The organism is Paraburkholderia silvatlantica (assembly GCF_003096715.1).
GTDB classification, from domain to species: domain Bacteria; phylum Pseudomonadota; class Gammaproteobacteria; order Burkholderiales; family Burkholderiaceae; genus Paraburkholderia; species Paraburkholderia silvatlantica.
Map to the genome: position 1 here is coordinate 31464 of NZ_QEOL01000012.1, position 20624 is coordinate 52087.

The window sequence follows — 20624 nt, forward strand, 5'->3', positions numbered from 1 at the left end:
GCACAAGTGTGAAAAAATTTTAATGTAAGCCCTCTTTGTCCGGAATTACGCATGCGAATCCTTCTGATCGAGGACGATACGCGGGTCAGCCGGTTCCTGGCGCGCGGTCTTGGCGAGAGCGGTCTCATTGTCGATACGGTCGACGATGGCGCGACCGGCTTGGCCTATGCGCGCGAGGGCATTTACGACGTGATTGTGACCGACCGGCTCCTGCCGGCGCTCGATGGCATGGCACTCGTGCAGCAATTGCGTGCCGGCGGCGACACGACGCCGGTGCTGATGCTGTCGGCGGTTGGCGGGCTGAACGAACGTGTGGAAGGGATTCGCGCGGGTTGCGACGACTATGTGGTGAAGCCTTACGCGTTTGTGGAAGTGCTGGCGAGAATCGAAGCGCTGGCCCGGCGCGCAGATCGCAGCAGAATGAGCGATCGCCTCGAATGCGCGGATCTGGTGCTCGATACGCGTGCGCGGACGGTGAGCCGTGCCGGCCGCGATCTGCGCTTGCAGCATCGCGAATTCTTGTTGCTCGAATGTCTGGCGCGTCGCGAGGGCCAGATCGTGACGCGCAGCATGCTGCTCGAAGCAGCGTGGAATTACGATTTCGAGCCGCGCGGCAATATTGTCGACATGCACATGCATCGCCTGCGGATGAAGGTCGACCGCGACTTTGCGGTCGCGCTGATTCACACCGCGGTGGGTGCGGGCTACGTGCTCAATCCCGCGCCCTGACCGGTGCGCAAGGTCGCTCCCCCGTCCCCTATTGGATCATGCTTGCCTCGTGTCGAGGCGCATTAAATATTTTTAATATTTGGGCGAAAGCGCCGACAGAACCCGTTGGCTAATCTGACGACATTCATTGTTGCCAGAGGCTTTCCCATGTCAGCGCTGCCCCGTTCGGCGCCGTTTTTTTGTGCTGTCGCGGGTCGAATGCGGCATTCATCCGTGGCGCGTGTTGCTCTGTGCACACTGGCCGTCGCGTTACTGGCCGGGTGTTCGCTCGTGCCGGCTTATCAACGGCCCACTGCGCTGCTCCCACAGACTTTCGACGGCGCAGCGCGGGCATCGCTGGCCGATACGGTGCCGGTCAGGAGCGAATGGTGGCGCGAGTATCGTGACCCTGCGCTCGATGCGCTGGTCGAGCGCAGCCTGCGCAACAATTTCACGCTGGCGTCGGCCATTGCGACTGTCGAGCAGGCGCGCGGCAATGCGGAGAAAGCCGGCGCGCCGCAGTATCCGTTGCTGACGCTTGGCGGCACTTTCGATCGCAGTCACCAGGGGCGGGGTTCGACCACGAAAACCCAAAGCCTTTTCGCAGAGGCCAGTTACGAAGTCGACTTCTGGGGCTTCAACGCCGCGAACGCCAACGCATCCGAGCTGCTTGTGCGCGCGTCTGAGTTCGATCGTGATACGGTTGCCTTGACGCTGAGCGCATCGGTTGCCGATACGTATTTTCAGGTGCAGAGCCTGCGCCGCCGACTCGTGATCGCGCGCACAATTTCCGACGACGCATCGCGAATTCTTCAATTGCTGCTCGCGCAACAAGTGGCGGGCGTCGCTACCGGCTTGCAGGTGCAGCAACAACGCAATGCGCTCGCCACATTCCAGGCCGCCGTGCCAGCGCTGCAACAGCAACTCGACACCAGCATGCACGCGCTTGCCGTGCTCGTCGGGACAGCGCCCGAGCAGTTCACGGTTCGGGAAGTTCCGTTCGCCGACATCGTCATTCCGCAGCCGAGAGCGAATCTGCCCGCGAGCCTGCTCGAAACGCGTCCCGACATCCGCTCCAGGGAAGCGCAGCTGCAATCGGCGAATCAGAGCGTCGGCGCAGCGCGCGCGGCTTTTCTACCGAACATCGTATTGACCGCCGACGGCGGCCTGAGCAGCAAGTCGCTGTCGCATTTCCTGTCCAGCCCGTTCGCCAGCATCGCCGCTTCGCTGGCAGCACCGATATTCGACGGCGGGGCGCTGCGCGGCCAGTTGCGTGCAAGCCGGGCAGCCGAGACGAAAGACGTGGCGGATTACCGACAGGCCGTGGTGAGCGCGTTGCAGGACGTCGAGGATTCGCTCTCGGCGGCGCAGCAACAGCAACTCGCGGAAGCAGCCGATCAGGACGCGGCCGACGCCGCCCGCAAAGCCGCCACGCTCGCCCAGGCCCAATACGCGCTCGGCACCGTCGATTTTCTGACGGTACTCGACGTTCAACGCACGCTTTACCAGTCTGAAGACACGCTGGTGCAGGCGCGGCTTGCACGTCTGCAAGCGTCGGTCAGCCTGTTTCGAGCGTTCGGTGGCGGCTTCGGCATCACCGACGATAGCGATACCAGACCGGCTCCCCCTTCTATGCCTTCCCGCTCATGAAACCTGCAGACCTTCCGAACCACGAGGCGCCGCGGGCGCGTAAAAGCCGCGCGCCGCTGGCCGCATCATTTGCCGTTCTCATGGTGATTCTCGTGGCGTGGTTCTGGCCGAGGCATCCGTCCATCAAGCCGGTGCCGGCCGTGCCAGTCAATGCCGGTCATCCGGCGAGCCGCGACTTTCCGATTCGTATTGCGGCGGTGGGCACGGTTCTGGCACTCAATACCGTGGACGTCAAGGTACGCGTCGACGGCCAGCTTCAACGCGTTGCATTCACGGAAGGGCAGGACGTGAAAGCCGGGCAGGTGCTCGCGCAACTCGATCAAGGGCCGTTGAGCGCCCAACTGCGTCAGGCGGAAGCGGCGCAACGCAAGGACCAGGCGTCACTGGATAACGCGCGGCTCGATTTCGCCCGTTATTCAAAGCTGGTGGGCGTTGGCGCGGCGACCACCCAGGCGGTCGATACGGCAAAGTCGCAAGTCGAGGCACTCGCCGCGACAGTTGCAGCGGATGCCGCGCTGGTGCAGAACGATCGCCTGCAACTCAGCTTCACGACGCTGAGCGCGCCGTTCAACGGTCGCGTCGGTGCACGCGAAGCCGACATTGGCGCGATCGTGCATCCGGCTGACACGACCGGCATTGTCACGGTCACGCAGATGGAGCCGATCACCGTGCTGTTCTCCGTGCCTCAGGACGTGCTGCCCGATTTGCTCGCCAATCAGGCGAAGGCGCCGCTGATGGTGAGCGTCACCACGCGCTCCGGCGATACTGCGCTCGCAGACGGCACGCTCGTGTTTATCGACAGTACGGTCGATGCGACGACCGGCCAGATCAAACTCAAGGCATCGTTCACCAACAGGGATCGCAGGCTTTGGCCGGGCGAACTGGTGAATGTACGAGTACTGATGCGTACCGATATGCGGCGTCTTGCCGTGCCGAGCCGCGCGGTCGTGAACACGCAGAACGGCACGCAACTGTATGTGATCAACGCGCACGGCGCGGCGCAGATGAGGCCAGTGCAAACCGGTGTCACGGTTGACGGCATGACGGAGATACGCAGTGGCGTCGCGCCGACAGATCTGGTCGTATTCGACGGACAAAGCCGACTGAACCCGGGCGTGCATGTGGCGGCGACCTTGGTGGCGACGGCTGCGCAGGCACCGGCCAACAGTAATTCAACTGACAGCGAGGCTAACCAGGACAACCCGTCATGAGCCTCATGGAATTGTTTATCAAGCGGCGCATCGCAACCGGCTTTCTGGCGATCGCGGTGTTGCTGGTCGGCGCGGTGGCGTATTTTCTGCTGCCGGTCGCGCCGTTGCCGCAAGTCGACTTTCCGACTATCCAGGTCGTCGCGAAGTTGCCTGGCGCAAGCGCGGAGACCATGGCGACCTCGGTGGCCACGCCGCTTGAGCGGCAATTGTCGTTGATCGCCGGCGTAACACAGATGACGTCGTCCAGCTCGCTCGGCAACACCAGCATTGCCGTGCAGTTCGATCTGTCGCGCGACATCAACGGTGCGGCGCAGGATGTGCAGACCGCGATTAACGCGGCCGGCGGCAATCTGCCGAAGAATCTACCGAACCCGCCGACCTATCAGAAGGTTAATCCAGCGGACTTCACGTTGTTGTCATTGGCGCTGACATCGCCTTCGCTGACGCTCACGCAACTCGACAGCTATGCGGAAGACTATCTCGCGCAACAGATCTCGCAGATGCCTGGGGTCGGTCTAGTCGATTTCCACGGCCAGCAGCGGCCAGCGGTGCGCGTCCAGCTCGATCCGGACAAGCTCACCGCACGCGGCCTGACGCTCGAGGACGTGCGCTCGATGGTCGGCGTGCAAACGGTGAATGCGCCGAAAGGCAGCCTGAACGGTCCGGATCGCTCGGTCGTCCTGAATGCGACCGACCAGATCACGACTGCCTCGCAGTATCGCGATCTGGTGGTCGCATACAAGAACGGCGCGCCGATTCGACTGTCCGATCTCGGCACCGTCCTGAGTGCCGCCGAGGACAACCAGCAGGCAGCATGGCTGCAGCACGAACGTGCGATCATTCTCGACATTCACAAGCAGCCGGGCTTTAACGTCGTGCAGACGATCGCCAACATCACGGCGAAGCTACCCGCGCTCGAAGCGATCCTGCCCGCGGCCGCGCATCTGCATGTGGTGGGCGATCGCACGCAGACCATCAACGCGTCGGTGCACGATGTTCAGTTCACCCTGATGCTGACGATTGCGCTGGTGGTCATGGTCATCTTCTCGTTCCTGCGCAATCTGTGGGCGACGGTGATTCCGAGCCTGACGATTCCACTTTCATTGGTGGCGACATTCGGCGTGATGTATCTGCTTGGTTATAGCCTCGACAATCTGTCGCTGATGGGCCTGACGATTGCGGTGGGTTTCGTCGTGGACGATGCGATCGTCGTGATCGAAAACGTGATGCGGCATATCGAGGAGGGTCTGCCCAGAATGAAAGCCGCGCTGCTTGGCGCGATGGAAGTTCGCTTCACCATCATTTCGATGACGATTTCGCTTATCGCCGTGTTCATTCCGATCCTGATGATGGGAGGCATTGTCGGCCGTCTGTTTCGTGAATTCGCGGTTACGGTGAGCGCGGCAATCGTGATGTCGGCGCTGGTATCCTTGACAGTGACGCCGATGCTGTGCGGCTGGCTGATCCGGGCACCCGAACCGGATGACGCGGGCTGGATGCGCAAGCTCGAAGCTTGGCTCGAAGCGGGCTTTACTGCGGTGGAACGGCGCTACGAGCGCGGCCTTGATTGGGTGCTGGATCATCAGAAGCTGATGCTGGGTGTGACGGTGGCCACCATTGTCGCGACCGGCGCGTTGTTCGTCGTGATCCCGAAGGGTTTCTTTCCTCAGGAAGACTCTGGTTTGATCATGGGGGTTGCGCAGGCAGCACCGGATATCTCGCCTCGCGCCATGTCGCTCAAATTGCAGCAACTGGGCAACCTGATCGAGGCCGATCCGGCTGTCGATAACGTCTACTACTGGATGGGCCCGAATCCGACGGTGAGCCAGGGGCGCGTCATGATCAATCTGAAGCCATTCGATCAGCGCAAGGATGGTGCCGCGCAGGTGCTCAATCGCCTGAAGCCGAAGCTGGCGAAGGTGATGGGCGTTTCAGTGTCGATGCAGGTGCGACAGGACATTCAGGTGGGCGGCCGCATCAGTGCCGCGCAGTATCAGTACACGTTGCAAGACCCGGACATCAGCGAACTGAACCATTGGGCCGGCGTGCTGACCGACCGGCTGTCGAAGTTGCCGGAACTCGCCGACGTCACTTCCGACCAGCAAGCCGCCGCCACGAGCGCGACGCTCGTGATCGACCGCAGCACGGCGTCGCGCTTCGGTATCACGGCGCAAGCGATCGACGACACACTATACGACGCATTCGGCCAGCGGCAGATCGCAACGCTGTTCACGCAGCTAAACCAGTACCACGTCGTCGAAGAGGTCAGCCCGGGTTTTCAGTTGACCACTGATGCACTCGCGCATCTCTACGTGCGCTCGCCATTGACTAACGAATTGGTGCCGCTCAACACGCTGGCCAAGCTCGAAGACAATGTGTCGCCGATTTCAGTGAATCACCAGGGCATGTTCCCAGCCGTGACGATCTCGTTCAATCTGGCGGCAGGGCAGTCGCTCGGTAGCGCGGTGGCTGCGATTCACGAGGCCGAGGTCGTGGCGGGCAAACCCGATAGTTTGACGGGTTCGTTTCAGGGTACCGCGCAGGCATTCCAGGCGTCGCTCGCGAGCGAACCGTATCTGATCGCTGCCGCGCTCGTGGTGGTCTATCTGATACTCGGCATCCTGTACGAGAGCGCGATTCATCCGCTCACCATCATTTCGACGCTACCTTCGGCTGGCGTGGGTGCATTGCTCGCGCTGATGCTGTGCGGCCAGGATCTCTCGATCATGGGGATGATCGGCATCATCCTGTTAATTGGCATCGTGAAGAAGAACGCGATCATGATGATCGACTTCGCTCTGGTGGCTGAGCGTGAACACGGCCTGTCGCCGCGCGAAGCGATCCGGCAGGCATGCGTGCTGCGCTTCCGGCCGATCATGATGACTACGCTTGCGGCGCTGTTCGGCGCGCTGCCGCTCGCGCTAGGACATGGCGCTGGCGCTGAATTGCGCGTGCCGCTCGGCATTGCAATCGTCGGCGGCTTGATCGTTTCGCAGATGCTCACGCTTTTCACGACGCCGGTAGTGCATCTGTGGTTCGATCGTCTGTCGCACTGGCTGGGGAAACAGCGCGAGAAAGACAGTATGTTCGAGAGTGAGTCGACAGGTTGAGCGGCGCTCCTCGATCACGAGACGATGACTTTTTCCGGTCATCCGATGTCTCGACAATGCGAAGTGCTGCCGGATCGGCCTTGGGAAGCGGTAATGGGCACGCCACAGGCGGGGGGGGGGGGCGTGGCTGCAGCGCCCCCGGCGCGCTTCAATACCGATAAAAGGCAGCCTGCAGCGCGCATCGTTTGTCGGGGTTGCTCAGCATCGCCAGCATCAGCAGGATGCGAGCTTTTTGCGGCGCCTGATCGTCGACAACGATCCAGCCGTAGTCGTCGTCGGGCTGCGTGCCATTGCGGATGACCACGCCATTGCCCGTGCGGGAGGCACGTACCACATGCAGCCCCTGGCGCGTCGCTGCGACGAGCGGGCCGACGATGTGCTCCGCCACATTGCCGTTGCCGGTTCCAGCATAGATGAGGCCGTTCGCCTCGGAAGCCACGGTGCCGATTACTTCTTCGCCGAGCGCGCCGTAAGCATAGACAATGTCGACTTTCGGCAGGATCTCGATTCTGTCGATGGACCATTCGGTCAGCACTGTATGGTCTCGCGACGGCATCCTGTAGTAACGCGGCTCTCCTTCCGCCACGTACCCGAGCGCACCGTACGGCGAGCGGAAAGCCTCGAGCTTGAAGCTGTTGGTCTTCATGACGTCGCGAGCGGTATGGATTTCGTTATTGGCGACGACCAGCGTGCCTTTGCCGCGCGAAGCCGGGGCAATGGCCACTGCGATCGCGTCATAGAGATTCAACGACGCGTCGGAGCTCATGGCCGACGGCGGGCGCATCGACCCGACGACGACCACGGGCTTCACGCTCTTCAATGTCAGATGCAGAAAGTAGGCCGTTTCCTCGATCGTGTCGGTGCCGTGTGTGACGATCACGCCGTCGACGTCGTTATCCTTGAGCACCTCGGATACGCGCTTGCCGATTTTCAGCAGATGCTCGTTGTTGAAGTTCTCGGAGCCTGTTTGCATCAATTGCTCGGCGCGCAGGTTCGCAAGCGACGACACCTCCGGAATTGCGGCCAGAATCCTGTCGATCGTCAACACCGAGCATGCGTAGGCGGAGGTGTTGGAAGCGGTCTCGCCCCGGCCCGCAATGGTGCCGCCGGTGCCGATTACCACGATATTGGCCTTCTTTCTCATTGCGGTATCGAAATGGATTTTGTTGAGGTTGAGGAGGGCGCTCCATGCGCATGCCGAACGCGCTGCTCAGAGGCTGAATCTGAAATTTTCGGTTAGCGCGGGATCCGGCACATCGTTGAGCCAGCTCACGAGCAGCGCCGCCGATCCGGTCGCGAGCGTGAATCCGAGCGCGCCATGTCCGACGTTGAGCCATAAGTTCCGGTATGGCGTGGGTCCGATGATCGGCGCGCCGCGCGGCGTGGCGGGGCGCAGCCCGGTCCACTCGGACGCTGCGGTCGCGTCGGTCGCGGCGAACGGAAATAGCGAGGCCGTCTCCGCTCGCAATGCGGCGACGCGCGCCGGGTCCGGCTCGAGCGAATAGCCGTCGAGGTCGGCCATCCCCGCCACGCGCAGCCGGTCGCCGAAGCGCGCGTAGACGACCTTGCGAGTGAAGTCGGTCACGCTGAGCTTCGGTGCGATCGCGCGTGGACCGAGCTGGTACGTGAGGCTGTAGCCCTTGAGCGGATAGATGGGGAGGCGAAGGCCCAGGGGCTTGAGTAGCCGTTGAGCGCCGGTGCCCATGGCGACGACGATCTGATCGGCGTCGAGCGCGATATCGCCGCTTACGATTTCGACACGCCCGCGAGTGGTTCTGCGCAGCGCGTCGATCGACGTATTCATCTCGAAGCGAATGCCGCGCGCGCGCAGCAAGGACTCGAGACCTTTGCAGAAGCGGTGGCAGTCGGCCGTATCCTCGCTCGGCGTATAAATGCCGCCCGCAATTTCGGCGCGGACGCTCTCGAGTGCCGGCTCGAGCGAAACGCACTCGTCGGACGTGAGCGCCTGCTGCTCGCAGCCGAGCGTGCGCTGAAACTCGAGCAGCTCGACGGCGCTTTGCATTGCGTGCGCATCTCGGTGCAAGACGAGCTTGCCGGAGTGCGAGAAGTCGAAATCGAGCGTCGACTCTTCGCGCACGAGCTCATGCATCAGCGTGCGGCTGAGGAATGACAGCGAAAGCAGTCTGCGCGTGGTGAGATTGCTACGATTCTTCGTGCAGGCTAGTGCGAACTCGATGCACCAGCGCCATTGCTCAGGGCTCGCGGACGGCTTGAAACGCACGGGCGAATCACGTCGACTCAGCCAGACAGGCAGCTTCGACAGCACACCGGGGCCAGCGAGAGGCGCGACGTAGCTGTACGAGAGCTGGCCGCCGTTGCCGAAGCTCGTTTCGCTCGCGACCTCGGCATGGCGATCGATGACGGTGACGCGATGCCCGGCGCGGCTCAAATAGTAGGCACTCGTCAGTCCGATGACCCCTGCACCCAATACCGTTATTTGCATGTGGCTCGTTCCGTTGTCTCTTAACGATCGGGGGGCGATGTCGCGATCGATGCTGTGTTATGCACGTGGCTTGCTTGCGGCATGAGCGTGTCGTAGCGCCCTTATCCCCCGTGACCGAATGTACGGTTAAGCACGGCTGCCGAGATTGCACCGATCGGAAGAAAAATAGAACAAAAGCGACATGCGCTGATGATGTGGGCAGAGGGAGTTCGGACGACGCAGGCGGCCCGGGAGAGGGGCTTGCCCAGCGCGACGAAAGCGGGAGAGCGAAGTGGACGGAAGCACCGCGGCTTTCGCGGGACCGATTCCGTCAGTCCGCGACGGGGCCGGTACGCGGGCTGCGTACCTTGCCCGGCGTGATGCCGTAGGCCTCACGGAAGACGCGGATGAAATGGGCGGAATCGGCGAAGCCGCAATCGTAGGCGATGTCGGTGACCTTGCGCGAGGTATTGAGCAGCATCCACCGCGCGTAGCGCAACCGCATGCGCCGATAGAACTCGTTCGGGGATGCCTTCATTTCGGTCATGAACGCTCGCTCCAGCTGGCGCACGCTCGTGCCGATCATTCGCGCGATGACTGCGATCGTGAGCGGCGCTTCGAGGTTTTCTTCCATCAGCAGGACGGCATGGCGCACACTCGCGTCTTCGACCGACAGATAGCCGAGCGCCCGGCGGCGTTCGACGAACGACGATCCGCCGCGCCGGCTGACGGTCATCTGATGGATGACCTTGGACGCGCGATCTGGTCCGCAATGGAGATCGATGAGCCGGGTGGCGAGCTCGATCACCGAAATGCCGCCGGCGCAGGTGATGCGGTCGCCGTCGATGAGGTAGTCGGCGTGAGTGACGGCGCGCAATGACGGAAACATGTTGCGGTAGTCCTCGAAGTGGAAGCTGTGAACGCAGGCAACACGGTCTTGCATCAGGCCGGCGCGCGCGAGCACGAAGCTCCCCGTGCAGATGCCGACGAGCGGAATGTCGGCGCGCACGGCCTCGTGCAGATAATCCCAATAGCGTTTGTCGACCTGGTCGAGATTGGGCAGCAGTCCGCCGATGACGACGACGTAGTCGAATTGCTCGACGTTCGGAAACACCGCCTGCACGGGCACGGCAATGCCGCAGCTCGATTCGACGGTGCCGTTTTGCGTGCCAATCGTCGTCCAGACGCAGCGCAGCTGGCGGCTCTGGTCGCCGCGGTCGGCCGCGTGGCGAAGGGCGTCACATAGGCCTCCCAGCGAGAGCAGCGGAAAGCGCGGCCATAGCAGGATTCCGACATTGAGCTCAGCGCCGGAGCGGCGGCTGGACGACTCGGGCGTGCCCGACAGTTCGTCCAGTTGCCCGACCAGTTCGTGAGCGGGTGTCGTAACGGCCGGGGTGTCGTCTGTTGGGCGCATGCGCGGGATCATCGACTCGAAACCCCCACATTATAGGGTGCCGCCGCCTGGCATCCGGTTGTCGCATTTATTCTGTTTTCTGGCAGATCGGTGCAATGCCGGCGTTTTGTGGACGCATAAATTCGACTCCGCCATCAAAACATGAGTGGCGCCGCGTGGTTGAAGATGGATGCGTCGGGGACGGTCCCACTGGATCGTAGCGAGTGAGACGGGCTGTTTAGGGCGGATGCGGTTTCGCGTGTTTGAACGAACGTCCGCAGTGGCCGCCTTCCTGGTCAAGACATAACTATTGATGAGGTAGAGCAATGAGCAAGAGCGTAAGGTTGGGTCGCGGTGTGGCGACTGCCGGCATTCTGGGAATGCTGGTCAGCGTCGCGGTCGGTGCCGCACAGGCCGATGAGGTAGTGAAGATCGGGGAGGTCGCGCCCATAACCGGCCCTGCGTCGTACCTGGGCAAGGACACCGAGAACGGCGCGCGCCTGGCGGTCGAAGAGATCAATCAGAAGGGTCTGGTCATCGGTGGCCAGAATGTGAAGCTCGAACTCGAAACGGAGGACGACGCTGGCGATCCGCGGCAGGCGACGCAGGTTGCCCAAAAGCTCGTCGACGACAAGGTTGCCGCGATCGTCGGCCACATGAACTCGGGGACGACGCTTCCCGCCTCGAAGATCTACAGCGATGCCGGCATCGTGCAGATCTCGCCGTCGGCCACCAATCCCGCCTATACGCAGCAAGGCTTCAAGACGGCGTACCGCGTCGTGGCAACGGATGCGCAGCAAGGGCCGTCGCTTGCCGATTATGCGACCAGGACGCTCAAGGTCAGGAAGGTGGCGATCGTCGACGACGCGACAGCGTACGGCCAAGGCCTTGCCAATGAGTTCGAGAAGAAGGCGAAGGCCGACGGCATCGTGGTGCTCTCACACGACGCGACCAACGACAAGGCGACCGACTTCCGTGCGATCCTGACCAGGATCAAGGGCGAGCAGCCAGACGCGATCATGTACGGCGGCCTTGACGCGACGGGCGGCCCGTTCGCGAAGCAGGCGAAGCAACTCGGCATGCAGCAGAAGATTCTCGCCGGTGACGGCCTTTGTGCGGACGACCTTTCGAAGCTCGCGGGCGATGCGGCCGACGACGTGATCTGCTCGATCGCCGGTGCGCCGCTTGAAAAGAAGGGAAAGGGCGAGGTCTTCACGGAACATTACAAAGCGCGCTTCGGCGGCAATCCTGTGCTCAATTCGCCGTTCGCTTATGACGCGGTCTACGTCATCGTCGAAGCGATGAAGCGCGCGGGCTCGACTGCTCCCGACAAGATTCTCGCGGCGATGCCGGCCACCGACTATCAGGGCGTGCTCGGCGAAACACAGTTCGACTCGAAGGGCGACCTGAAGCACGGCGTGATCTCGCTCTACAAGTATGTCGGCGGCAAGCAAACGCTGCTTGACGTCGTGAAGCAATAGACGCCCTAAATCCCAACAGCCTGACCGGCATGCTTGCAGTCGATGCAAACGTCCGGTTAGTCGTTTTCACGGCCGTCCCCGCTGCCATCGGTGCGTCGCGTCGGCGGCGCGAGCAGCGGCACTCGGCATCCTGGCGCTCTGTTTTTTGACGCCCCGACGCTGCGCCGGGGCTTGCGTGCCAGATAGCGGCCGTTCAGTTTGACGGGTGTACGACGCACCGCCGCAAATACCTCATTGAGGTTGCGCCGCCCCATCAGTATCGGTCGTTCCCGCTTTTCGCTGTCGACTGTATTGGCGTGGAGAACAGTTCATCATTCGTTTGAACGCTGTGCTAAAGGACTTCTCGGACTCGTAGCCAAGGGCGAGACTGACTTCCGAAACCGAATCGCGGGAATGGATTAATCGGTCTGCGGCCAGCATCATTCTCCAGCGCGTCAAATACTCCATGGGCGAGAGACCAACCGTTTCCTTGAATCGGAGGGCGAACGTCGTGCGCGACATCGCCGCCTGCTCGGCCATGGTCTGCACGGTCCACCTGCGGCCCGGCGAGGCGTGCATGGCAGCGATCGCAGCCCGCATACGCTTGTCGGACAATGCGAAAAGCCAACCGACGCTCTCACGGCGCTCGTTCGACAAATGAAGTCGTAGCGCCTCGACAAGGACCAGGGTAGCCAACTGCTGCGCGACGATGAAATCGCCCGGCTGCACATCGCTCAATTCCTGCCTCATGCGCTCGATGCACCATCGCAGGGTTGCCCGATTCGGTTCCTCGCGGACATGGACAAGGGGCGGCAGCATGCTTAACAGCAGATCGGCTGCCTGGCCATCGGCTAGCGTGAAATAGCCGCCGATGCTCAGAAACTTGCCCCCGCCGTTGTACGTCACGATGCGCCCATCCTGGGCCTGTGGCAAAAGCGTACGGACGTCGACCGGTTCGACGGCCAGATCGCTGGCGAGACGAAAAGGCTTTCCTCGCGCCAGCAGGAAGCATTCGCCTTCACTGACCTTCACGGGCTCGGGTACCCCCTCGACCCAAACCCAGCACTCGCCGCGGAGCACCGCGTGAAACTTGATGCCGTCGTGTGCGCCGAATTGCACGGCCCAGTCGCCGTTCGCATCGAATCCGCCGGATACATAGCTGCGCAGCTTCAGTAACGACAACACTTCCGATAGTGGATCCACGTATCAATTCCGAACGATCTAAAACTAAATACGAACTCTACGCCATAGTTCGTCCAGCGCCAAATCCTTAACCTGTCGCTTAAATGATCAGGAGGTGGGTTATGCGCGTATTTGTCACTGGGGCGACTGGCTGGGTTGGCTCAGCCGTCGTTCGGGAACTGGTTGAAGCGGGACATCAGGTCATCGGTCTGGTCCGCTCCGCACAGGGTGTAGAGAAACTTGTCGCCGCCGGTGCGCGATCGCTCGTCGGCTCACTCGAAGATGTCGAGCGCTTGCGCGAGGGGGCTTCCGAAGCGGATGCGGTGATCCCTTTTCATGCAATCGGCGAAACGGGCGTTGCGCTCAAGGACATCGCTGGGGCCATCAGCCGTAGCCTGGGCTTACCGCTGGTTTCACTCTCACCGGACGAGGCCACTGAGCATTTCGGATGGTTTGCGCCATTCGCGGCAATTGACGCGCCTGCTACGAGTGATCGCACGCGGGCGCTGTTGGGCTGGACGCCTGAGCACGCTGGCCTTCTCGCCGATCTTACGCAATCCGGTTATTTCAGCATCGGATCGGCCACATCCTCCCACTGAATACACCGAAGGAGCCCGGAATGCGGGTTTTCATCACGGGCGCCACAGGCTTCATAGGCTCCGCTGTCGTTCGCAGTCTCGTCCACGCCGGCCATGAGGTTACCGGCCTTGTACGCTCGGCGAATGCCGCTGCGTCGCTTGAAGCCCTGGGGGCTCGGGCTTGCCGCGGGTCGATCGAGGATCTCCATGTCCTTCGGCGGGCTGCGGCAGCTGCGGACGGCGTCATTCACACCGCCTTCTTTCATGCGCTCTCGCAAGCCAGCCCAGGTACCCGTGTACGAATCCTCTTCGGCGGTCGCCCGACGAATATTGTCGAGCGGTTCACAAGTGCGGCCGTCGGAGCAGAGCGGCGCGCCATCGAGACATTCGGTGGCGCACTCGAAGCAGGGAAAGGCTCGCTGGTTATTGCGTTTCCGACGATGGCGATGGCCCAGGGGCGTCCGGCGCTTGAAATTGACGCCGCTGATCCCGGCGCGGTGGGCGGGCTCAGGGCGCAATCTGAAAAGGCAGCACTGGATCTCGTCGCAAGCGGCGTGCATGCCACGGTCGTCCGGTTGCCTCCGTCGGTGCATGACGAAACCAGGCTCGGGCTCGTCACGCGGTTGATCGAGATCGCGCGGAAGAAGCGGATTTCCGCCTATCCGGGTGACGGGAACAACCGATGGGCTGCCGTGCACCGGCTCGACGCAGCGCTGCTGTTCCGGCTTGCGCTCGAAACCGGCGAGGCGGGGGCCCGCTATCACGCTGTGGCCGAGGAAAGCATCCCGTTTCGTGAGATCGCGGAGGCGATTGGACGCCATCTCGACGTCCGGGTCATGCCTTTATCGGCTGAAAACGCCGCGAGGCATTTTGGCTGGCTGGCGCCCTTTGTCAGCGCCGATAACCCGGTTTCCAGTCAGGCCACGCGGGAACGACTGGGCTGGGAGCCGCGGCATCCGCAGCTGATGACCGACCTTGTGGCTTCCTTGCGTGACGGACGTCGTTAGCGTCTCTCGTGCTCCGGACATGGCACCGGGTCACCAACGCGTGATTGCCGTGTACGCGGAAACGAGCGCCCGCCTGAATGGCCCGGCGAAGCGGGTTCCACAACAACGAGGAGTAGTGCGGATGCGTTTAACCAGACTTGCGCCGCTTGCCGCGGCCTTTTTTATCGCGTTCGCGCAGCCGGCACGGGCTGTGCGTGTCGACAGTGGCGTGCCGGGGATGCTATTCGATCATGATGTGCCTGTCGCCATGAACGATGGCGCAAAACTGAGCATCAACATCTATCGTCCGGACAAGCCTGGCCGTTACCCGGTGCTGATGCTGATGGGGCCTTATGGCAAAGACACCAGCATGGCCGATGCGCCTGCGTACAGGACGTCGTGGGCCAAGCTCATCGCGAAGTATCCCGACCTGTGCAAGATGTCGTCCTGCCGATATATCCGGTTCGAGGCTCCCGATCCGGAACGCTGGGTTCCGAACGGCTATGTTGTTATCCACGCCGACGTGCGTGGCGCTGGCGCATCACCGGGTGTCCTCGATCCTTTTTCGCCGCGCGAAACGCAAGACTACGCGACGCTGATTACCTGGGCTGCGCATCAGCCATGGAGCACAGGCAAGGTTGGTCTGCTCGGTACATCGTTCCAGGCAATCAACCAGTATCAGGTCGCCGCTCTCAAGCCCGAAGGCCTCGCCGCGATCCTCCCCTGGGAAGGCGCCTTCGATCAATATCGCGAGATCGCTTACTACGGGGGCATCCTCAACGTGGCGTGGCAGTTCTGGTGGGAACATCAGGTCGTGCCTAACCAGAACGGCAACGCCGGGACGCCGTTGATTGATTCCATCGGGGGCGGCAAGGACACCGGCTTACCGCTTTCGCAGGCGCGTCTGAATGACAACCGCATCGATCCCGTCGGAGCCTTCGCCAGGCATCCGTTCGACGACGCCTGGTATCGCGGGCGCACACCGGACGGGCGCCGGATCACGGTGCCGTTGCTCGACGTCGCCAACTGGACCGACTGGAGCACGCAGGGCTATCTTGCGGCGGCCAGCAGGCAGAAGTGGCTGCGCATCCAGACCGGCGACCACTTGACGCCCTTTTATTCGGACGAGGCGCTGGCGTTGCAAAAGCGCTTCTTCGATCATTTCCTGAAAGGCATCGACAACGGCTGGGAACAGGAGCCGCGTGTCGCCGTGCAGGTCAGGCGCCCAGACGGCACGACTTGGCGAGACGAGAAGGCGTGGCCATTGCCTGATACGAACTGGCAACCCTACTACCTGGACGCCGCGAGCGGATCGATGGACCCGGCGCTCGAAGCCGCCCCGACAGCTGCGAAATCCTGGCCGGGTTCAGGTGAAGGGCTGACATTTACGACCGCGCCATTTACGAACGAAACCGAGTTCACGGGTCCAGTCGCTTTGCGACTGTGGGTCAGTTCCTCGACGGCAGATATGGACATTTTTGCGGCAGTCCGGCTCATCGATCCCGAAGGCCGTGATGTCACTTTCATGGGAAACAGCGATCCGAACGTACCGCTCGATCTTGGCTATCTGCGGGGTTCGCACCGTGCAGTCGACCCGGCGAAATCCACGGTCTGGCAGCCGTTTCATCCGCACCTTGCTGCCGAGCCCATGACACCTGGACAACTGTATCCTGTTGACGTGGAGTTCACGGAGCCCACGAGCATCCTGATTCCCAGGGGGTACCGCCTGGCCCTGACGATCCAGGGGAAGGACTTCGGCTATGGACCCGGCGCGCCCGTTGTGCATGCGAAAGACTACGCTCTTCCGGACGACAGCCATTCCGGGCTGTTCTTCGCAGCTCATCCCAATCGCGATCCCGCCCTGTACGGTGGAACGGACACTGTCGTAACGGGTAGCCAGCATGCATCGTACTTGTTGTTGCCTCACGTCCCGCCTCGCAGCTGAGTCAATATCGTGGCGGCTTCAATGATTCCGTATCTTGCCGTTTTCCTGACACTGCTCGTCGGCGCATCGCTCTTGATCTCCGCTGCGTTGACAGGTGTGCCGACGCTTTCATCAGGAAGATCGGAAGTGGACGACATTGTCGCATTGCTCGAGCATGCGAAGCTGCCAAAGCACGCGTTGATCGTCGATCTGGGAAGCGGATGGGGCGCGCTCGTCATTGCGCTGGCTCGAGCATTCCCCGAGGCGTCCGTTCAGGGCGTGGAGATATCGTTATTTCCGTATCTGGTATCGCGCCTGAGAACGCACCACCTGCCTAACGTGTCGCTGAATTGGGGGAATTTCTTTCATGGCGATCCCGGCAACGCCGATGCAATCGTCTGTTATCTGATGCCGGGCGTTATGGCGAAGCTGGGCAACTTCCTTGACAAGGCTGCCAGGCCAGGAACCTTCGTCGTGACCAACACATTCCTGTTCCGGGAGCGCCGGGCGTCGGCCGTGCGCCGGAGAGGATTACGCGGGAGCGTCGCCCTCTACATCTGGCCCGGTCGTCATTGGGCGGTCAAGGACGGCGACGACATCGCCCGGGTCTGAGATGCATGTCAAGAGGCAAGGGGAGACGACAACACAGTCACCTTCTCCTCCCACTGCGCGACATCCACTTTTCAGTCGCGGATCGACACGTCGTCCAGGCGACGCGGCAATTGAACCGCCGAGATAAATGCAAGGGCGTGAATACCGCAGAGAACCAGAAACGCCCACCCATACGCGCTCGAAACCGCATGGCTAACGCCGGGGGATTTTAGCTTCCACGCCAGGAACGTGGCGCACAGCGTCGTCATCGTCGGTCCACCGAGGCGCTGGACGATGTTGAGCGAGGTTGTCGCCATCGGCAATTGCTCCCGGCGCACTGAAGCATAGGCGGCGCTCAGTGACGGCAGGCCCACGCCGCTCATGCCCAGTCCCCGTAAAAACAGAGCGGGTAGGAGAACCAGCAGATTCAGCCCGTTGGCCGCGAGGTACAGCATGGGCAGTGTAGCGACGAGTGTCAGGAGGGCACCTGCCGCAGACACGCGCCGAATGCCGAATCTGTCCGTCAGCGCGCCCATGAAGGGATTGGTGAGCATCATGCCGATGCCAAGCGGCGCGAGCATCCAGCCCATTTTGCCGGGCGCCTGGCCACACGCCTGGATGAGAAAGGCCGGGATGAGCATCTGGCCGGCGAACATGCCGCCGTTCGATAGAAATTGCGTGATGGCTGCGGTGGAGAAGACCTTGCCCTTGAACAGCCGCAGATCAATCAGCGCATCGTCGCCCTTTCGCCGCACCGTCCAGAGGAAGGCCGCCATCATCGCGACGCCGGTTGCCAGAATACCGCGTCCCGCCATGTGGTCGAGGCGCCCGGAGCCATACAGAAACATCACCAGCCCGGGCGAGAGCAACGCGAGACCGAACCAGTCCAACGTTCGCCGCGTCGTCTCATTCTGATCGTTCGGGAGGAACAGGATCACCAGCACAAGTGCGATGCCTCCGATCGGCAGATTGACCAGAAACAGCCAGCGCCAGGACGCATATTGCAGGATGGCGCCTGCGATGATGGGACCCAGGACCGGGGCCAGCAGCACAGGAAGCGCCATATAGCCTGCTACGCGGGCCATGTGCCTGCCCGCAGCCCGAGCGATCATCATCTGCGTCATAGGCGCGAGGAGCCCGCCGCTGACGCCCTGCAGGACACGGAACCCGATCAGCGAGGGCGCCGACCAGGCAATGCCACACAGCGCCGAGCACAGCGTGAACGCGGAGAAGCACCACAGGTAGAGCGCCTTTGCGCCGATGCGGTCGACCAGCCATCCGTTCAGCGGCAGAACCAGAGTGAGTGCCAGCAGATAGCCGCTCGTGACCCACTGGATCGTCGAAAGGCTGCTGTTGAGTTTCACCGCGAGGTTCGACAGTGAGACGTTGACGATCGTCGCGTCGAGCTGGGCGAGCAATGCCCCGAAAAGCGCGACGCCGGCAATTTTCCAGACCGAAGGATCAAGCCGGTCCGTCGCAGGCGCGTCCGCGGTATCAACGGCTTTTTCAGGAGGGGTTTGTGACATGGCCACCATTGAAACGGCCGAAATGCCGCGCCGAAAACAGTGAGATCAGGAATGCGCCGGCACCCAAAGCGAGGATGTCTGCCGTATCCCTCAACTGGAAATCGCCGACGCGGCAGACCAGCAGGTAGCCGATAACGATATTGAAGAAACCCCAGAGCACGTTGACGCTCGATGAAGACAGGCCTTCTCCAGGCGGCTTGGCGAACGGGCTCTGGAATCGCCGCCCCATCATGCCGCTCACGACATGCGGCACAGCGTTCGCCAGGAAGAAACCGCCGAGGAAATAAGCAAGCAGGAAAAGCCAGGACATTTCAGGTGCTCCTTTTCGAAAGGAGATTGACAATCTCCCTGGTTGTGCCCGTCTCGCCGAGTTTCGGAAAGATTCGCTCAAGGCTGTTGGCGTGCGCTTGCGCGCTGATATCCGTCATGGCGTCCACTGCGAGGGTGACGTTGAAACCAAGTTCATGGGCCTGCCGCGCGGTTGATTCGACACCCACGCTCGTCGCAACGCCGCAGATCACCACCTGGGTGACCCCGGCGGATTTGAGGTGCGCCTCGAGACCGGTGCCGGTGAACGCCCCCCAGGTTTTCTTGGATACGAGATGATCCTGCGGTTGCTGATTCAATTCCGGCAGCAGCTCGGACCAGTCCGGCGGGAGCGCGCCGCCTGCGTGATGCTGCTCAGTCCGGCCCGGCGCCGTTCCGACGACGTTCACCAGCACGACGGGAAGACCGTGCTGGCGGAAATTTGCCGCCAGATGACAGGCGTTCTCCAGCACGTTCGTGAAGGGATGGGCAGCGGGAATCGATGCAACGATCTTCTGCAGGTCAATGACGATCAGCGCAGTTTTGAGGTCCAGTCGAGTTGCATTCATGCAGGTATCCTAAGGAATTGAGGTTGATCTACCTCTGCACTGCACCGCCAACGGCGGTGGTACGAGCGAAGGTCAGGAATCGCCGACCTGCCGGATGACCGCGATCGCAGCGACAAGTGCCTTCAGGTCGGCGGGATCGAGTTGGCCGAGGGCCCCGACCAACCAGTTTCGCTTCATGGCGCGGTGGCTTGTTCTCACCGCCACGCCAGTCTCGGTCAACACAAAAAGGATCTGGCGACGATTCGTCGGGTGGGGCTGACGCTCGATCAGCCCTTCCTGCTCAAGACTTGCCAGAATGACGCCCATCGACTGCGGCTTCATCAGTTCGGCGCGCGCCAGATCCGCGGTCGTCATGGGTCCGACCTGTTCCAGACGAGCGAGGACGCCCATCTGCGAAAGGGCCAACTCGGTCGGATTGGCTTCAGTGCGTAGTCGCCGCAGCAATCGACTGATCGCGGCCGTGAGATCCTTCGCAACAATGTCCAGGGAGGAATCGACTGTCATCACCGCACTATATTATATGAAAGATAAACTTGCAAGTTTATCTTTCATTAACGGGCATCTCTGCAGGAAACGGGGCCTACAGGCTCAAGGAAGCCTTCTATGGGATCTTCTATGGGATCTACGGCTGTGAGACATCCCGACGAGACATACGAAGCCATTCTGCGAACGATATAAGTCCATCCCGCACGGTTTGCACGGTCGTTTCGAGCCGTTGATAAAGGCATTTCAGACCTGGATTCCATGGCGTTGGCGGACTTGCCTGGGTTTGAAGCGCCAGAGAAGCCGCCGCGCGAACGGACGCCATCAGCACATGAGCCGAAAGCTACAGCGGGCACATATCAACACGGGCGCGATTGATCGGAGAAGGGCTAATTTAGCCCAAATTAACCGCGAAAAACGGATATCCAAAAAATGTCGAGCGCACCAGGAAAGGCTCACCCCTAAACCCTTTAGGGCGCCGCGGCGAAGTATTACGCCCTTCGG

The 20624-nt window shown here is 61.8% G+C and carries 17 protein-coding genes; 9 read left to right on the forward strand and 8 right to left on the reverse strand.

Annotated features, from left to right (window positions below):
• The first annotated feature begins 51 nt into the window (after nt 1–51).
• From C7411_RS17170 to C7411_RS17185, 4 genes are all read left to right on the forward strand, one after another.
• Complete coding sequence (locus tag C7411_RS17170; RefSeq protein WP_110385457.1) at nt 52–729, forward strand: response regulator transcription factor; 678 nt, start codon at nt 52–54, stop codon at nt 727–729.
• A gap of 213 nt (nt 730–942) precedes the next feature.
• Complete coding sequence (locus tag C7411_RS17175; RefSeq protein ID WP_165822826.1) at nt 943–2358, forward strand: efflux transporter outer membrane subunit; 1416 nt, start codon at nt 943–945, stop codon at nt 2356–2358.
• Nucleotides 2355–3569: an efflux RND transporter periplasmic adaptor subunit gene (locus C7411_RS17180; protein WP_110385459.1), complete on the forward strand. Its 1215-nt coding sequence runs from the start codon at nt 2355–2357 to the stop codon at nt 3567–3569. Before C7411_RS17175 ends, C7411_RS17180 begins: the two co-directional genes overlap by 4 nt.
• Nucleotides 3566–6679, forward strand: a complete 3114-nt coding sequence (locus C7411_RS17185; protein ID WP_110385460.1) for an efflux RND transporter permease subunit — start codon at nt 3566–3568, stop codon at nt 6677–6679. Before C7411_RS17180 ends, C7411_RS17185 begins: the two co-directional genes overlap by 4 nt.
• A 148-nt stretch (nt 6680–6827) precedes the next feature.
• Here the strand turns inward: C7411_RS17185 and C7411_RS17190 are convergent, their stop codons facing one another.
• The 3 genes from C7411_RS17190 to C7411_RS17200 all read right to left on the reverse strand — a co-directional run bounded on the left by C7411_RS17190 (nt 6828) and on the right by C7411_RS17200 (nt 10536).
• A complete protein-coding gene (locus tag C7411_RS17190) occupies nt 6828–7823 on the reverse strand; it encodes an asparaginase (RefSeq protein ID WP_110385461.1) in 996 nt (331 codons plus the stop codon).
• 66 nt (nt 7824–7889) lie between these two features.
• A complete protein-coding gene (locus C7411_RS17195; RefSeq protein WP_110385462.1) occupies nt 7890–9143 on the reverse strand; it encodes a D-amino acid dehydrogenase in 1254 nt (417 codons plus the stop codon).
• A 310-nt stretch (nt 9144–9453) separates the two neighbouring features.
• The gene (locus C7411_RS17200) at nt 9454–10536 is read right to left on the reverse strand and encodes a GlxA family transcriptional regulator (RefSeq protein ID WP_243413194.1); all 1083 of its coding nucleotides are present in this window, start codon (nt 10534–10536) and stop codon (nt 9454–9456) included.
• Nucleotides 10537–10841: 305 nt separating this feature from the next.
• On the opposite strand from C7411_RS17200, the gene C7411_RS17205 reads away from it, so the two are divergent.
• Nucleotides 10842–11996, forward strand: coding sequence for a branched-chain amino acid ABC transporter substrate-binding protein (locus tag C7411_RS17205; RefSeq protein WP_110385464.1), 1155 nt, complete (start codon nt 10842–10844; stop codon nt 11994–11996).
• Nucleotides 11997–12227: 231 nt separating this feature from the next.
• Here C7411_RS17205 and C7411_RS17210 read toward each other — a convergent pair whose 3' ends face one another.
• The gene (locus C7411_RS17210; protein WP_110385465.1) at nt 12228–13178 is read right to left on the reverse strand and encodes an AraC family transcriptional regulator; all 951 of its coding nucleotides are present in this window, start codon (nt 13176–13178) and stop codon (nt 12228–12230) included.
• A 101-nt stretch (nt 13179–13279) separates the two neighbouring features.
• On the opposite strand from C7411_RS17210, the gene C7411_RS17215 reads away from it, so the two are divergent.
• The 4 genes from C7411_RS17215 to C7411_RS17230 all read left to right on the forward strand — a co-directional run bounded on the left by C7411_RS17215 (nt 13280) and on the right by C7411_RS17230 (nt 17257).
• On the forward strand, nt 13280–13756 hold the full coding sequence (locus C7411_RS17215; protein ID WP_110385466.1) for an NAD(P)H-binding protein: 477 nt from the start codon (nt 13280–13282) through the stop codon (nt 13754–13756).
• 20 nt (nt 13757–13776) lie between these two features.
• Nucleotides 13777–14742, forward strand: a complete 966-nt coding sequence (locus C7411_RS17220) for an SDR family oxidoreductase (RefSeq protein WP_110385467.1) — start codon at nt 13777–13779, stop codon at nt 14740–14742.
• Between the two features lie 121 nt (nt 14743–14863).
• Nucleotides 14864–16666 (forward strand): CocE/NonD family hydrolase, encoded by a 1803-nt coding sequence (locus tag C7411_RS17225; protein WP_110385468.1) that lies wholly within the window; start codon nt 14864–14866, stop codon nt 16664–16666.
• Nucleotides 16667–16687: 21 nt separating this feature from the next.
• Nucleotides 16688–17257, forward strand: a complete 570-nt coding sequence (locus C7411_RS17230) for a methyltransferase (RefSeq protein WP_110385469.1) — start codon at nt 16688–16690, stop codon at nt 17255–17257.
• Between the two features lie 71 nt (nt 17258–17328).
• Here the strand turns inward: C7411_RS17230 and C7411_RS17235 are convergent, their stop codons facing one another.
• From C7411_RS17235 to C7411_RS17250, 4 genes are all read right to left on the reverse strand, one after another.
• Entirely contained in the window at nt 17329–18771 is a 1443-nt protein-coding gene (locus C7411_RS17235) for a DHA2 family efflux MFS transporter permease subunit (RefSeq protein WP_373682600.1), read from the reverse strand.
• Complete coding sequence (locus C7411_RS17240) at nt 18743–19072, reverse strand: hypothetical protein (protein WP_110385470.1); 330 nt, start codon at nt 19070–19072, stop codon at nt 18743–18745. Before C7411_RS17240 ends, C7411_RS17235 begins: the two co-directional genes overlap by 29 nt.
• Before the next feature lies 1 nt (nt 19073).
• Nucleotides 19074–19637 carry an isochorismatase family protein gene (locus C7411_RS17245; protein ID WP_110385471.1) on the reverse strand — a complete coding sequence of 188 codons (564 nt, stop codon included), beginning with the start codon at nt 19635–19637 and terminating at the stop codon, nt 19074–19076.
• 72 nt (nt 19638–19709) lie between these two features.
• Nucleotides 19710–20141, reverse strand: coding sequence for a MarR family winged helix-turn-helix transcriptional regulator (locus C7411_RS17250; RefSeq protein WP_110385472.1), 432 nt, complete (start codon nt 20139–20141; stop codon nt 19710–19712).
• Between the last annotated feature and the right edge of the window lie 483 nt (nt 20142–20624).